The sequence below is a fragment of the Streptomyces sp. NPDC002886 genome (genome assembly GCF_042888445.1).
GTDB lineage: Bacteria > Actinomycetota > Actinomycetes > Streptomycetales > Streptomycetaceae > Streptomyces.
In genome coordinates this window covers 258,127-273,198 of the sequence record NZ_JBIAPV010000007.1, presented here as the reverse complement: position 1 = coordinate 273,198, position 15,072 = coordinate 258,127, and the positions used below count along the sequence as shown (strand labels likewise).

The 15,072-nt window shown below is 70.0% G+C and carries 12 protein-coding genes, 1 tRNA gene and 1 pseudogene; 7 read left to right on the top strand and 7 right to left on the bottom strand.

The window, feature by feature from the left end; translation table 11 throughout:
* Window positions 1-36: 36 nt before the first annotated feature.
* The 3 genes from ACFYYB_RS29385 to ACFYYB_RS29375 form a co-directional block, all read right to left on the bottom strand.
* The gene (locus ACFYYB_RS29385) at window positions 37-696 is read right to left on the bottom strand and encodes a response regulator (RefSeq protein WP_389438782.1); all 660 of its coding nucleotides are present in this window, start codon (window positions 694-696) and stop codon (window positions 37-39) included.
* An 8-nt stretch (window positions 697-704) separates the two neighbouring features.
* Window positions 705-2,342 carry a sensor histidine kinase gene (locus ACFYYB_RS29380; RefSeq protein WP_389439028.1) on the bottom strand — a complete coding sequence of 546 codons (1,638 nt, stop codon included), beginning with the start codon at window positions 2,340-2,342 and terminating at the stop codon, window positions 705-707.
* Window positions 2,343-2,900: 558 nt separating this feature from the next.
* Window positions 2,901-2,983: transfer RNA gene (locus ACFYYB_RS29375), tRNA-Leu, on the bottom strand.
* A gap of 293 nt (window positions 2,984-3,276) precedes the next feature.
* Between ACFYYB_RS29375 and ACFYYB_RS29370 the strand changes: the two genes are divergently transcribed.
* The 7 genes from ACFYYB_RS29370 (at window position 3,277) to ACFYYB_RS29340 (ending at window position 12,631) form a co-directional block, all read left to right on the top strand.
* The gene (locus tag ACFYYB_RS29370; protein ID WP_389438780.1) at window positions 3,277-4,131 is read left to right on the top strand and encodes an FhaA domain-containing protein; all 855 of its coding nucleotides are present in this window, start codon (window positions 3,277-3,279) and stop codon (window positions 4,129-4,131) included.
* Between the two features lie 10 nt (window positions 4,132-4,141).
* Entirely contained in the window at window positions 4,142-4,645 is a 504-nt protein-coding gene (locus ACFYYB_RS29365; protein ID WP_327305713.1) for an FHA domain-containing protein, read from the top strand.
* A gap of 147 nt (window positions 4,646-4,792) precedes the next feature.
* Window positions 4,793-6,268, top strand: a complete 1,476-nt coding sequence (locus tag ACFYYB_RS29360) for a PP2C family protein-serine/threonine phosphatase (RefSeq protein ID WP_389438777.1) — start codon at window positions 4,793-4,795, stop codon at window positions 6,266-6,268.
* Between the two features lie 31 nt (window positions 6,269-6,299).
* Window positions 6,300-7,736 (top strand): FtsW/RodA/SpoVE family cell cycle protein, encoded by a 1,437-nt coding sequence (locus ACFYYB_RS29355; protein ID WP_389438775.1) that lies wholly within the window; start codon window positions 6,300-6,302, stop codon window positions 7,734-7,736.
* Entirely contained in the window at window positions 7,733-9,205 is a 1,473-nt protein-coding gene (locus tag ACFYYB_RS29350; protein ID WP_389438773.1) for a peptidoglycan D,D-transpeptidase FtsI family protein, read from the top strand. The genes ACFYYB_RS29355 and ACFYYB_RS29350 overlap by 4 nt, the downstream gene beginning before the upstream one ends.
* A 216-nt stretch (window positions 9,206-9,421) precedes the next feature.
* The gene (gene pknB, locus ACFYYB_RS29345) at window positions 9,422-11,452 is read left to right on the top strand and encodes a Stk1 family PASTA domain-containing Ser/Thr kinase (RefSeq protein WP_389438771.1); all 2,031 of its coding nucleotides are present in this window, start codon (window positions 9,422-9,424) and stop codon (window positions 11,450-11,452) included.
* Between the two features lie 141 nt (window positions 11,453-11,593).
* A complete protein-coding gene (locus ACFYYB_RS29340) occupies window positions 11,594-12,631 on the top strand; it encodes a restriction endonuclease (RefSeq protein ID WP_389438769.1) in 1,038 nt (345 codons plus the stop codon).
* Between the two features lie 25 nt (window positions 12,632-12,656).
* Here ACFYYB_RS29340 and ACFYYB_RS29335 read toward each other — a convergent pair whose 3' ends face one another.
* The 4 genes and pseudogenes from ACFYYB_RS29335 to ACFYYB_RS29320 form a co-directional block, all read right to left on the bottom strand.
* Window positions 12,657-13,373: a class E sortase gene (locus tag ACFYYB_RS29335; RefSeq protein ID WP_389438766.1), complete on the bottom strand. Its 717-nt coding sequence runs from the start codon at window positions 13,371-13,373 to the stop codon at window positions 12,657-12,659.
* Window positions 13,374-13,383: 10 nt separating this feature from the next.
* A pseudogene (locus ACFYYB_RS29330) lies at window positions 13,384-14,064 on the bottom strand (class E sortase); the annotation flags it as partial.
* A gap of 167 nt (window positions 14,065-14,231) precedes the next feature.
* A complete protein-coding gene (locus tag ACFYYB_RS29325) occupies window positions 14,232-14,870 on the bottom strand; it encodes an aminodeoxychorismate/anthranilate synthase component II (protein ID WP_254382122.1) in 639 nt (212 codons plus the stop codon).
* Complete coding sequence (locus ACFYYB_RS29320) at window positions 14,867-15,067, bottom strand: hypothetical protein (RefSeq protein ID WP_266960486.1); 201 nt, start codon at window positions 15,065-15,067, stop codon at window positions 14,867-14,869. The genes ACFYYB_RS29325 and ACFYYB_RS29320 overlap by 4 nt, the downstream gene beginning before the upstream one ends.
* Between the last annotated feature and the right edge of the window lie 5 nt (window positions 15,068-15,072).

Sequence of the window (15,072 nt, the reverse complement as noted above, 5' to 3'; positions counted from 1 at the left end):
CCCCCTGATCGCCATCGGATTTCGGCCCGACCGTACCTACAGCCCGGCGTCCCTGGCCAGCAGGGCCGCCTGTACGCGGTTCTCGCATTCCAGTTTCGCCAGGATCCGGCTGACGTACGTCTTCACCGTGGCCTCGCTCATGTGCAGCCGGCGCCCCGCGTCCGCGTTCGACAACCCCTCCCCGAGCAGCGCCAGTACCCCGCGCTCGCGCTCGCTCAGTTCGGCCACCCGGCGCCGCGCCTCCTCCTCGCGGCCGGCCGTCCGGCCGGACGCGATCTGGTCCACCACGTGCCGGGTCGCCGCCGGGGACAGGTACGCGTCCCCCGCCGCGGCCGCCCGTACGGCGCCGATGAGTTCGCCGGGCGCCGAGTCCTTCAACAGGAAGCCCGCGCCGCCGCCGCTCAGCGCCCGGAGCACGTTCTCCTTCTCCCCGAAGGTGGTCAGGATCAGCGCCCGCACCTCGGGCACCGCCCGCCCGAGCTCGGCCAGTGCCGTCAGCCCGTCCATCACCGGCATCTGGATGTCCAGCAGCACCACGTCCGGGCCGTGTGCCCGGGCCAGTTCCACCGCCTCCCGGCCGTTCGCCGCCTCGGCGACGACCTCGATGTCCGCCGCCGAGGTCAGGATCATCCTGATCCCGGCCCGGATCAGCGGTTCGTCGTCAGCGATCACCACACGGATCACCTTGGCTGTCACCCCTGCTCCTACTGCTTGGCCTGGTACGCCTGCTTGTCGACGAGCTTGCCGTCCTTGAAGCAGAACCGGAAAACGCTGTCGCTGCCCAAGTCGGTGTCGTCGTCCGCCAGGAAGACCAGGCAGGCCGCGCCCTGCGGACGCGGCGGCCCCTTCCGGTCCAGCCCCTCGGTCAGGATGCTGTCCCCGCTGGGCAGCTGCGAACGTACCGCCTCCTCCGCGTCGCCCACGTGGACGGCGTCGTACTCGGCCTTGCCGAGCATCGCATCGCCCACCGAGCCCACCAGCAGCGCCACCGCGGCCCCGATCACGATCAGCAGCACCACGACGGCCGCGACCGCGATCCCGCAGCCCAGCGTCACGCCCCCGGCCCGACCGCTCCCGCTGAGCAGCTTCCGGTCGATCGCGTCCCAGTCCACCGGCCCGCCGCCCGCGCCGACAGCCGCGCCCAGGTTCCTGGCCTGCAGTTGCTGTCCGAAGTCGTCGGCGACCCCGCCCGCGCCCGCCTCCTCGGCTCCGGCCGGCTCGGTCCCGTACGGGAGCACCCCGGCCACCCGGAACCCGCCGCCCTCGACGGTCCCCGCGTAGACCATGCCGCCGACCAGCCGGGCCCGTTCGCGCAGTCCGGTCAGCCCCTGCCCGCCGGACACCACCTCGCCGGCGCCCGGACCGGCCGCCGGGCCGTTGGCGATCTCCACCACGAGGGAGTCGTCCTCGTAGCGCAGTTCCACCGTGATGAGCGCGCCCGGCGCGTGCTTGTAGGCGTTGGTCAGCGCCTCCTGCGCGATCCGGTACGCCGCGTGGTCGCACGCCGCGACCAGCGGCCTGGGCTGCCCGGCGGTGGTGAGCCGTACGTCCGTCCCCGCGCTCCGCGCCGATTCCACGATCCCGGCGATGCCCGCCACCCCGCGCGCGGCGGGCTGTGCCTCCTCGACCGGCAGGGGCGCCTCCACCCCGTCCCGCAGGATGCCGACGACCTCGCGCAGCTCGTGCATGGCGGCGACCGAGGCCTGGCGCAGGACGCCCACCGCCTCGCGCTGCCGGTCGGTCAGGACCGGATCGACCTCCAGCGCACCGGTGTGCACCGAGATCAGGGCGAGTTGGTGGCCGAGACTGTCGTGCATGTCCTGGGCGATGCGCTGGCGTTCGCGCAGCCGGGCCTGGCCCGCGACCATCGCCCGCTCGCGCAGCAGCTGGGCGTTGCGCTCCTGGAGGGCGCGCAGCAGCGTATGGCGCTGGGACCAGTAGCGGCTGGCCAGACCGGGCATGACCACCATGGCCAGGAACATCAGGGCGCTGAAGACGACGACCAGCACCGCACGGCCCTGCGACGCCTCCTTGACCACGCTGAGGGACACGGCCAGGGCGAAGGCCGAGGTGAAGGCGCCGAGCGCCCGGCCGACGCCGACGATGCGCCGCCCCGCCGACCAGCCGAGCGGGATCGCCACGAGGAAGGCCCCCGGCAGGTAGACGCCCACCGCCGAGCCGACCACGAGCGTGGACACCGGCAGCCGCCGCCGCAGCAGGGTGAGCACCACCACGGTCACGGCGCTGGCCAGCATCCGCGCCGCGGAGCCCTTGTCCAGCTCCTCGACCCCGATCCCGAGCAGCGCGAGCACCCCGGCCAGCGCCAGGTCCCCCGCCAGCATCCGCCGGGTCCAGGGCTCGGGCCCCTTCACCCAGTCCCATCCCGCACGCGCCCTCGCCGTCACATCCACCCGGCCGACCCTAGACACCGGACCACCACCCGGCTGCCCTCTTTGGTCGCGTCCCCCCGCTACGAAAGTCTCCCGGCGCAGTCCGCCCGCGCCGCAGGCCCCGTACGCTCCCCGGCCGCGGACTCCCGGAAGCCGTAGCGGAACCACCAGCGGGCCGGCGGCGCCGGTGCCCACCACGCCCACGTGCCCATCAGGGCCGTGGTGGCGGGCACGAGCACCCTCCGGCGTCCGCCGCGTCCGTGAATTGCCGGGCTTTTATGCGGGATTGAATTCCCGCACGCAACGCCCACGGTTCCCTCACGCTTCCCGCCGGACCGCCAGGCCCCATCCGCACCCGAGCCCCAGATCCCGCGATCCCCCCGAGACCCTCGTCACGCCCGCGTCCGCATCCCGGACGTCCTCCGGCCGCCGCCCCCGGGCCGGTGGCCCCCGGGCACGACGAAAGAGCCCCCGCTCCGGATTTCTCCGGAGCGGGGGCTCTTCGATCTGTGCGCGAGGGGGGATTTGAACCCCCACGTCCCGAAGGACACTGGCACCTGAAGCCAGCGCGTCTGCCGTTCCGCCACTCGCGCAAAGTGACTACCAGCGGTTCTTCCCTTGCGGGCCGTTCCCCTGGCGACATCGGAACATTAGCACGTCGGAGGGGCTGGATTCACATCGCTTTTCGTGCTCTCCCGACGCCCGTCGACGACCGCCCCTCCCGCACTCGGCCGCCGGTGCGGGACACTGTCCTCGGGGCGCCCCTACGATCGCTTGTGAGGACCAACACTCATGCGCACGTGACCGATGGGGAACCACCCGAATCCGCCACGCGTGGATACGATCAGTAAGCAGTACAGGGCGACAACGACGGAGGAGGTGCCCCATGGGAGTCCTGAAGCGGTTCGAGCAGCGACTCGAAGGTCTGGTGAACGGCACCTTCGCCAAGGTGTTCAAGTCCGAGGTCCAGCCGGTGGAGATCGCGGGCGCCCTCCAGCGCGAGTGCGACAACAACGCCACCATCTGGAACCGCGAGCGCACCGTCGTCCCCAACGACTTCATCGTGGAGCTGAGCACGGGCGACTACGAGCGCCTGAGCCCCTACTCGGGCCAGCTCGGCGACGAGCTCGCGGGCCTCGTCCGCGACTACGCCAAGCAGCAGCGCTACAGCTTCATGGGCCCCATCAAGGTCCAGCTGGAGAAGGCAGACGACCTGGACACCGGGCTCTACCGGGTCCGCAGCCGCACGCTCGCCTCCAGCACCTCCCAGTCCCCCGGCCAGCCCGGTCCGGGCCAGGGTCAGGGCCACCAAGCCCCCCCGGCCCAGCCCGGCGGCTACGGGTACCCCCCGGCCTCACCGCCGCCCATGCCCGCGGGTCCGCCCCCGGGCGGACCCGGCGCACGCAGGCCGGCCGCGGGCGGTCCCGGCGGACCGGCCCCCGTACCCTCCGGAGGCGCCGTCAGGCGCCACTGGATCGAGATCAACGGCACCCGTCATCAGATCTCGCGCCCTACGCTCGTACTCGGCCGAAGCACCGAGGCCGACGTGCGGATCGACGATCCCGGCGTATCGCGCCGGCACTGTGAGATCCGGACCGGAACGCCCTCGACGATCCAGGATCTCGGGTCCACCAACGGCATCGTGGTGGACGGGCAGCACACCACCCGCGCTACGCTCCGCGACGGTTCACGGATCGTCGTGGGCAGCACCACCATCATTTACCGGCAAGCCGAAGGGTGAAGCGGGGGCAATGTCAGAGCTGACCCTGACGGTCATGCGGTTGGGTTTCCTGGCCGTTCTGTGGCTGTTCGTCATCGTGGCCGTTCAGGTCATCCGCAGTGATCTCTTCGGTACGAGAGTCACCCAACGCGGTTCCCGCCGCGGCGGGGGCGCTTCCGGCGCCCCGGCGCAGCAGGGCCGCCAGGCCGCTGCTCCACCACAGCAGCGCCAGCGCCGCGGTGCGCCGACCAAACTCGTCGTCTCCGAGGGCACCCTCACGGGCACCACGGTGGCCCTCGCAGGCCAGACGATCACCTTGGGCCGGGCCCACGACTCGACGATCGTGCTGGACGACGACTACGCCTCCAGCCGGCATGCCAGGATCTACCCCGACCGTGACGGCCAGTGGATCGTCGAGGATCTCGGGTCCACCAACGGCACGTATCTCGACCGGACCCGGCTGACCACCCCGACGCCCATTCCGCCGGGCGCCCCGATCCGCATCGGCAAGACCGTCATCGAGCTGCGGAAGTAGTACGAGAATGAGCGAGCGGAGCGAGCGAGCCGCAGCGGTCCGTCCCACCGGGGACACGGACCCGCGCGCGCTCCAGGCCGGAGGGTGGGCAGTGTGGCTCGAGACCGGTTGTATCCCGAGGCATCGTCGTCGACAGGGCAGGTGCGCATGAGTCTGTCCCTGCGGTTCGCCGCCGGATCGCACAAGGGCATGATCCGGGAGGGCAACGAGGACTCCGGCTACGCCGGCCCCCGTCTCCTCGCGATCGCCGACGGCATGGGCGGCCAGGCCGCCGGTGAGGTCGCCAGCTCAGAGGTGATCTCCGCCCTCGTGCAGCTCGACGACGACGTCCCGGGCTCCGACATGCTCACCGCGCTCAGCACCGCGGTGCAGCGCGCCAACGACCAGCTGCGCGTCATGGTCGAGGAGGACCCCCAGCTGGAGGGCATGGGCACCACGCTCACCGCCCTCCTGTGGACGGGCCAGCGCCTCGGCCTGGTCCACGTCGGCGACTCCCGCGCCTACCTGCTGCGCGACGGCGTCCTCACGCAGATCACCCAGGACCACACCTGGGTGCAGCGCCTCGTCGACGAGGGCCGGATCACCGAAGAGGAAGCCACCACCCACCCGCAGCGCTCCCTGCTGATGAGAGCCCTGGGCAGCGGCGACATCGTCGAGCCCGACCTCTCCATCCGCGAGGTCCGGGTCGGCGACCGCTACCTGATCTGCTCCGACGGACTCTCCGGCGTGGTCTCCCACCAGACCCTGGAAGAGACCCTCGCCGACTACCACGGCCCCCGTGAGACCGTGGCCTCGCTCATCCAGCTCGCGCTGCGCGGCGGCGGCCCCGACAACATCACCTGCATCGTGGCCGACGTCCTCGACACCGACAGCAACGACACCCTGGCCGCGCAGGTCAACGACACCCCGGTCGTCGTCGGCGCGGTCGCCGAGAACCAGCAGCACCAGCTCTTCGACGGCGGCAACGCCATGCAGACCCCGGCCGGCCGCGCCTCCGGGCTCGGCCGCCAGAGCCCCCCGCCCGCAGGCTCCTTCGGGCCTCCCGGCAGCGGCGAGGCCCCGGGTTACGGCGGTTACGGCGCCCAGGGACAGGGCGGCGGAGCCGACGCCTACGGCAGCTTCGGCGAGCCCGACCAGTACGACGGCGACTCCGGGTACGAGGACACGTACGACCACCCGCGCAGGCGCCGCGGCAAGGGCCGCAAGTGGACCACGCGCACGCTCACGCTGCTCGTGGTCCTCGGTGTCATCGGCGGCGGACTGTACGCGGGCTACCGCTGGACCCAGACGCAGTTCTACGTCGGGGTCAAGGACGAGCACGTGGCACTGTTCCGCGGGATCAGCCAGAAGCTGGGCCCGCTGGAGCTCTCCAAGGTGGAGACCGACCGCCCCGACATCGAACTGAAGTACCTGCCGTCCTTCAAGCGCAAGCAGGTCGTGGACACGATCAGCGAAACCAGCCTCGACGCGGCCCGTACGAAGATCGACGAACTCGGCACCCAGGCCTCCGCGTGCAAGAAGGACGAGGAGCGCCGCGCGGCCGAAGCGGCGGGCAACCAGACACCCGGCCCCGTCCTGACTGCCGCCGAGCAGCAGGTCGCCGGCCAGTGCGAGAAGCAGTAGACATACGCGGGCACAGGGGGCCCGCCACACCATGAGCGTTGTCACCAACACGACCACCATCGGCGCCATCGAGCTGCCGAGCCGGCGGAACACCGAGCTCCTGCTGCTCGCCTTCGCCGTGGTCATCACGATGTTCGCCTACGCCAACACGGGCCTGTCGATCGACGGCGACCTGCCTCCGGGCATGTTCACCTACGGACTCGGCCTCGGCGCCCTGGCGGGCATCGCCCACTTCGTCGTGCGGCGCTACGCCAAGTACGCCGACCCGCTGCTGCTGCCGATCGCCACGCTCCTCAACGGTCTCGGCCTCGTCCTGATCTGGCGCCTCGACCAGTCCGAGCGCCTGCAGAACCTGGCGAAGCGGTCCTTCGGCGCCTTCTCCGAATCCGCGCCCCGGCAGATGATGTACACGGCACTCGGCATCGCCCTGTTCGCCGGCGTGCTGCTGTTCCTCAAGGACCACCGCATCCTGCAGCGGTTCACGTACATCTCGATGGCCGCGGCCCTGGTGCTGCTCCTCCTGCCGCTCGTCCCCGGCCTCGGCGCCGACGTCTTCGGCGCCAAGATCTGGATCCGCGTCGCCGGTTTCTCCATCCAGCCCGGAGAGTTCGCGAAGATCGTCCTCGCGGTGTTCTTCGCCGGCTACCTGATGGTCAAGCGCGACGCCCTGGCCCTGGCTTCCCGCCGGTTCATGGGCCTCTACCTGCCGCGCGGCCGCGACCTCGGACCGATCCTGGCGATCTGGGCCGTGAGCCTGCTCATCCTGATCTTCGAGAACGACCTCGGCTCCTCACTGCTGTTCTTCGGCATGTTCGTGATCATGCTGTACGTGGCCACCGAGCGGACCAGCTGGATCGTCATCGGCCTGCTGATGTCGGTCGGCGGCGCCGTCGTGGTCGCCGGCTTCTCCAGCCATGTCGGAGCCCGCATCAGCGCCTGGCAGGACCCCTTCGGCTGCTGGGCACGCATGGGCAACGACGCCGGAGCCTGCGAGCAGATCGCCCAGTCGATCATGAGCTTCGGCTCCGGCGGGGTCCTCGGTACCGGCTGGGGACAGGGCCACTCCGACCTCATCCTGTTCGCCGCCAACTCCGACTTCGTCTTCGCCACGGTCGGCGAGGAGCTCGGCCTCACCGGCGTCATGGCCTTCCTGCTGCTCTACGGCCTGATCATCGAGCGGGGCGTGCGCACCGCACTGGCCGCCCGCGACCCCTTCGGCAAGCTCTTCGCGATCGGCCTCTCCGGCGCCTTCGCGCTCCAGGTCTTCGTGGTCGCCGGCGGCGTCATGGGCCTCATCCCCCTGACCGGCATGACCATGCCCTTCCTCGCGGCCGGCGGCTCGTCCGTCCTCGCGAACTGGATCCTCATCGCCGTCCTCATCCGGATCAGCGACACCGCACGCCGCCCTGCCCCGGCCCCGGCTCCGTCCCCCGACTCCGAGATGACCCAGGTGGTCCGCCCGTCATGAACAAGCCCCTGCGCCGCATCTCGATCTTCTGCGGGCTGCTCGTCCTGGCACTGCTCGTGCGGACCAACTGGCTGCAGTACGTCAAGGCCGAGGACCTGAGCACCCGCAAGGAGAACCGCCGGGTCCAGATCGCCCAGTACGCCACCGAGCGCGGCAACATCATCGTCGAGGGCAAGCCGGTCACGGGTTCCGTGGTCACCGACGGCAGCGACTACAAGTACAAGCGGACCTACCTCAACGGTCCCCTCTGGGCCCCGGTGACCGGCTACGCGTCGCAGGCCTTCGGCTCCACCCAGCTCGAATCCCTCGAGGACGGCATCCTCACCGGCAACGACGACCGGCTCTTCTTCGACCGCACCATCGGCATGTTCACCGGCGAGAAGAAGCAGGGCGGCAACGTCGTCACGACGCTGAACGCGGCCGCGCAGGAAGCCGCCTTCAAGCAGCTCGGCGACAAGAAGGGCGCCGTCGCCGCGATCGACCCCCGCTCCGGCGCGATCCTCGCCCTGGTCAGCACCCCCTCGTACGACCCCAGCGCCTTCGCCGGCAACGCGAAGACCGACGAGAAGGCTTGGGTCGAGCTCAAGGACAGCGAGGACAAGAAGCTCGTCAACCGCGCCCTGCGCGAGACCTACCCGCCCGGCTCCACCTTCAAGGTGGTCACGGCCGCCGCTGCCCTGGAGCACGGCGTCGTCACGGACATCAACGCGCCGACCGACACCGAGGACCCGTACATCCTCCCGGGCACCAAGACCGAGATGGTCAACCACGCCCAGGGCTGCGGCAAGGCCACCCTCAACTACGCCCTCCAGGTCTCCTGCAACTCCGTCTTCGCCAACATGGGCAACAAGGTGGGGCGGGACAACATGGTGAAGACCGCCGAGAAGTTCGGCTTCAACAACGGCAAGATCGACACCCCGGTCCGCGCCTACCCCAGCGTCTACGACAAGACGATGGGCAAGGACGGCAACGCGCTCAGCTCGATCGGCCAGTTCAACACCGCCGCCACCCCGCTGCAGATGGCCATGGTCACCGCCGCCATCGCCAACAACGGCAAGCTGATGAAGCCGTACATGATCAGCCAGCTGGAATCGCCCGGCCTCGACATCGTCGAGAAGCACGAGCCGGAGGAAATGAGCCGTCCCCTCTCCCCCGAGAACGCGGAGAAGGTCCGGGCGATGATGGTCAACGTCGTCGAGAACCCGAACGGCACCGGCCGCTCCGCCCGGATCCCCGGCACGACCGTCGGCGGCAAGACCGGCACCGCCCAGCACGGCGAGGGCAACAAGAAGCGCCCGTACGCCTGGTTCATCTCCTACGCCCAGAACCCCGACGGCAGCTCCCCGGTCGCGGTCGCCGTCGTCATCGAGGACAGCAGCGCGGACCGCGAGGACATCTCCGGCGCCGGCCTCGCCGCCCCCGTCGCCAAGGCCGTCATGCAGGCCGTGCTCAAGAGCAACAAGCAGTGACGGGTGGGGCCGACCGTCACGCGAGAAGCGCACGGGGCGACAATTCTGTGATCCGGGACACCGTTCCCGCCCGGATCGGAGCGTAGGGTACCGGTCCGGTATCAGCCTGTGGTCACGAACCGATCACCGGCGATCGGCCGGTAGCCTTTGCGCGAACAGCACACCGCCGGACCACACACGGGTGCGGTCGGGACTGACGGAGAGGGCTGCAACGTTATGGAAGAGCCGCGTCGCCTCGGCGGCCGGTACGAGCTGAGCCACGTGCTCGGCCGCGGTGGCATGGCCGAGGTCTACCTCGCCCACGACACCCGGCTCGGCCGTACCGTCGCCGTCAAGACCCTGCGCGCCGACCTCGCTCGTGACCCGTCCTTCCAGGCCAGGTTCCGCCGCGAGGCCCAGTCGGCCGCATCGCTCAACCACCCGGCGATCGTCGCCGTGTACGACACCGGCGAGGACTACGTCGACAACATCTCCATCCCGTACATCGTGATGGAGTACGTCGACGGCTCGACCCTGCGCGAGCTCCTGCACTCCGGCCGCAAGCTGCTGCCCGAGCGCACCCTGGAGATGTGCATCGGGATCCTCCAGGCGCTGGAGTACTCGCACCGCGCCGGCATCGTGCACCGCGACATCAAGCCCGCCAACGTCATGCTGACCCGCTCCGGCCAGGTCAAGGTCATGGACTTCGGCATCGCCCGCGCCATGGGCGACTCCGGCATGACCATGACGCAGACCGCCGCCGTCATCGGCACCGCCCAGTACCTCTCCCCGGAGCAGGCCAGGGGCGAGCAGGTCGACGCGCGCTCCGACCTCTACTCGGCCGGCTGCCTGCTGTACGAGCTCCTCGCCGTCCGGCCGCCGTTCATCGGCGACTCCCCGGTCGCCGTCGCCTACCAACACGTACGGGAAGAGCCCCAGCCCCCGTCGAACTTCGACTCCGAGATCACGCCCGAGATGGACGCGATCGTGTTGAAGGCGCTGGTCAAGGACGCCGACTACCGCTACCAGTCAGCCGACGAGATGCGCGCCGACATCGAGGCCTGCCTCGACGGCCAGCCCGTCGCCGCCACCGCCTCCATGGGCGCCGCCGGCTACGGCTACCCCGACCAGGGGCACGGCTACGGACACCAGGGCTACGACCAGCCCACCACCGCCCTGCGCACCACCGACCCGAACCAGACCTCCATGCTCCCGCCGATGTCCCCGGGCGACGGCGGATACGGGGGCCCCGGGTACCCGGACCAGGGCGGCTACGACCAGGGCGGCCGCGGCCGGCGTCCGCAGAAGAAGAGCAAGGCCTCCACGATCCTGCTGGTCACCGCCGGCATCCTCGTCCTGGTCGGCGCGATCCTCATCGGACGCGCCCTCTTCGAGACCAAGGCCGACAACCGGCCCACGGTGCCCAAGTTCATCGGCGAGACCCTCGAAGCGGCCAAGGCCAACGGCACCAACGTCGGCATCGGCGTCGAACAGGTCGGGGAAATGCCCTGCGACGCCGCCCCCAAGGGCAGCATCTGCGAGCAGGACCCCGCCGAAGGCACCAAGGTCGCCAAGAACTTCGTCGTCAAGGTGAAGGTCTCCACGGGCGCGCCCAAGGTCCTCGTCCCGAACGTCGTCAACCTGGCGATCGCCGACGCGGAGAAGGCGCTCCAGGAAAAGGGCTTCCAGATCGACAAGAAGCTGGAAGAGTCCAGGCGCCCCGCCGGCACGGTCATCGATCAGAGCCCGAAGAGCGGCGAGGCCGAGAAGGGCTCGACGATCACCGTGACGGTCGCCAAGGAAGTCTCCAAGGTCACCGTCCCGAACCTGACCGGCAAGACCCGCGAGGAAGCGATCAAGCTCCTCAACGACGCCAAGCTGAAGCTCGGCAGCCAGACGGAGGTGGACGCGCCCGCCGGCACGGCCCCCAAGACGGTCGTCAGCCAGGACCCCGCCCCCAGCAGCGAGGCCGAGGTCGGCGCGACGGTCAACATCTCCATCGCCAAGGAGATCAAGCAGCTCCAGGTCCCGAACCTGGTCGGCCGGACCATCAACCAGGCCAGGGCCGAGCTCGCCTCCAAGGGCCTGATCTTCGGATCCGTCCTGTCGGGCTCCTCGGACGGCAAGGCGAGGATCCTGAGCACGGACCCGCCGGCCGGCAGCCCGGTGGACCCCAACGCGGTGATCAACGTGAACACGGTCCCCGACAACCAGCAGAACGGCGGCAACGACGGCGGCGGCTTCTTCGGAGGCCTCGGCGGCAACTAGCCCCGCACCACCGAGCACACCCGGGTCCGGCCCCTCTCCACGAGAGAGGCCGGACCCATTTTTCGTACGTGTCTTCATATGTACGAAATTCGTTAGCCCGGACGGGGGTGGGCAGCAGAGCCCGCCCGGGAGGGACGGGTCATGATCAACGAATCGGTGCTGCTGGAGTCCAGGACCCTGCGCACGAGCGTCCTGGAGCGGACGGAAGTGCTGGACAAGGTGAAGACGCTGTCACTGCTGCCGGACGGGCTGCATGTCACGACGGCGATGGTGGCGGCCTATTTCGAGGTCGGTATCAAGACCCTCGAATCTCTGGTGATCGATCACCGAGACGAACTCAGGGTCAACGGTTATCAGGTTCTGACAGGTCCAGAACTGACCTCCTTCAAGGAGGTCAGTGGGCTCAACACCCGCGCTGCGGCCATCGCCCTGTGGTCCCGACGGGCGGTGCTGAATGCGGGCATGCTGCTCCGAGACAGCAAAGTCGCACGTCACGTGCGTACGTACCTCCTCGACGCCGAGACCGAGGTCCGCCCCGGCCCTGTGGATAACCTTGTCCACAGGGCTAGTTGGGACGAGCTCGACGAGCGGATCGACAACCGCATCACCGACGTGCTCGGCAAGACCGTCGTGCCGATGCTGAACGTCCTGATCGAGACAGCCGGCGAACAGCGCCACGAGCTGATCTCCCTCCGGGAAGACGTCAGGCAGATCCAGCAGCGTCTCGTCGAGCACGATCTCCAGCTCAGCCGCCTCCAGCGGGGCCAGGACGTAAAGGCCCTCACCGGATTGATCGGAACCATCGACGCCATGACATGGAAGGAGTTCGAGCACCACGTCGCCGGCCTGCTGCGTCGCGACGGGTGCACCGACGTCGAGGTGTACGGCGGCCACGGCGGCGACCGTGGCGTCGACATCAGCGCCCGCACCGCCGACGGGCGGACGGTCGCCGTCCAGTGCAAGAACTTCGCGCCCTTCCGCCACGTGCTCAGTGGCGAGATGCAGAAGTTTCTGGGTGCCGCCAAAGTGCTGCGGCGGGCCGACGTGGCCCTCTACGTGGCCACCTGCGCCTTCACGCGCGAGGCCCTGGCCATCGCCACTCAGGGGGGCGTCACGGCCGTCCACAGGGGGCTTCTGGAGGCCTGGAGCGCCGGAGTGCGGCTCCAGGTGCTGCGGTGACTTCGAAAGGGACGGGCTGTCCCTTTCAGCGCAGCTCCGCCGGAGGCGTCCGCTTCGCGTCCACCTTTTCCGCGCGGACCAGTTCGCCCCACACGATGTAGCGGTACTTCGAGGTGTACACGGGGGTGCAGGTCGTCAGGGTGATGTAGCGGCCGGGCGCCGTGCGGCCGGATTCCTTGGGGATCGGGCTGATCGCGTCCACGTTGTACTTCGAGGTCTGGGCGAGGTCGGCGAAGACCTTGTACACGTACCAGGTGTCGCGGGTCTCGAAGACGATCGCGTCGCCGCTCTTCAGCTTGTCGATGTTGTGGAACTTGGCCCCGTGCCCGTCGCGGTGCGCCGCCAGCGCGAAGTTGCCGCCCGCCGGGTCCCCCGGGAGCGCCGACTTCACCGGCTCCGTGTAGTAGCCCGCGACCCCGTCGTTCAGGACCTCCGCGTCGGTGCCCCGTTTGACCAGCACCTCGCCGTTCTTCATCGCCGGCACGTGCAGGAAGCCGAGCCCGCCCTGGGTGTCCAGCGCTCCCGGCGCCGCGGACGCCGCCTGCGAGGGCGCCCGGTCCCATTGCTGGCGCACCGCGTCCCCGCGCGCCGAGGCGTCCCGGTCCGCGAGGACGTTCGTCCACCACAGGGAGTACGCCACGAACAGCCCGAGCACCAGGCCCACCGTGATCAGGAGCTCGCCCAGCAGGCTCAGGAACCCCGCGAGGGCGCTGCGGCGCGGGGGCGGTGCGACACGTGACACTGCGGATCCTCTACGGGCTGTTCAGCTCGGGCGGAGCACCCTGGCTGCGGGGGCGTTCAGCGGTCATCCTGCCCCATACGATCATCCGGTAGGTGCTGGTGAACTCCGGGGTGCAGGTGGTCAGCGTGATGTACCGGCCCGGGGAAGTGAAGCCCGATCCGACGGGCACCGGCTTGATGACCGACACGTTCGACGGCGGGGTCTGCGCGAGCTGCGAGGTCATCTCGTACGTGTAGTACGCGTCCCGGGTCTCCACCACGATCTTGTCGCCGGGCACCAGCCGGTTGATGTAGCGGAACGGTTCGCCGTGCGTGTTCCGGTGGCCCGCCAGGGCGAAGTTGCCCTGGGGATCGGCCGGCATCCCGGTCGCGAGCGGCCCTTCGCCGTAGTGGCCGACCATGCCCTTGTCGAGGACCTTGGCCTTGTTCGTGCCCTCCGCGACCGGCACCTTCACGTCCAGCTTCGGGATGTACAGGATCGCGAAGCCCTGGCCCGGCTCGAACGCCGCCGCAACCGGCGGGGCGGCCGACCCGGCCGGATCGCGGTCCCAGTTCTGGAGGAGGGAGCCGGCGGCGTTGTCGGCCGTCCGGCCCGCCAGGTAGTTCGTGTACCAGAGCTGGTAGCCGACGAAGAGGAGCATCACCACGCCCAGCGTGATGAACAGCTCCCCCGCGAGCCTGCTGAGGACCACGACCGGCCCGCCCGACGCCGGGCGCCTGCGCCGCCGGCCCCGACCACGGCCCTGTCCCCGGCTCTGGCCGCGGCCCCCGCCTCGCGTGCGCGCGCGTTTCTCGGCCTCCTGCGCCGCCCTGCGTCGCGCTGCCCGGCCCTCGGTGGGCGCGGACGGCGCGAGCGCCGTCACGCGACGGCCTTGCCCACCACCGGGGCGAGCCCCACCGAGCGCTCCACCGCGCCCGCGTCACCGCAGCGCACCAGCCAGTTCGCGAGCATCCGGTGGCCCCACTCGGTCAGCACGGACTCGGGGTGGAACTGCACGCCCTCGACGTCGTGCTCGCGGTGGCGCAGGCCCATGATGATCCCGTCCTCGGTCCGCGCCGTGACCTCGAGGGTGTCCGGGAGGGTCGGCGGCTCGGCCGCGAGGGAGTGGTAGCGGGTCGCGGTGAACGGCGAGGGCAGTCCCTCGAAGACGCCGAGGCCCTCGTGGACCACCGGAGAGGTCTTGCCGTGCAGCAGTTCCGGAGCCCGGCCGACCACGCCCCCGTAGGCGACGGCCATCGACTGCATGCCGAGGCAGACGCCGAAGACCGGTACGCCCGTGTCAGCGCAGTGGCGGACCATGTCCACACAGACGCCGGCTTCTTCCGGCGTGCCGGGGCCCGGGGACAGCAGGACGCCGTCGAAGCCGTCCTGGGCGTGGGCGAGCTCGACCTCGTCGTTGCGCAGCACCTCGCACTCGGCGCCGAGCTGATAGAGGTACTGGACCAGGTTGAAGACAAAGCTGTCGTAATTGTCGACAACCAGAATGCGCGCGCTCACGGAGTCGCTCCCGATCCCTCGTCCACCGTCACATCGTTGAACGGAAGCAGCGGCTCGGCCCACGGGAAGACGTACTGGAACAGCACGAACACCACCGCGAGCACCAGCACGAGGGAGATCGCGACGCGTACCCACGCGTTGCCCGGCAAATGCCGCCAGATCCAGCCGTACATGCCGCCTGTGTCCTTTTCGTCCACGATCG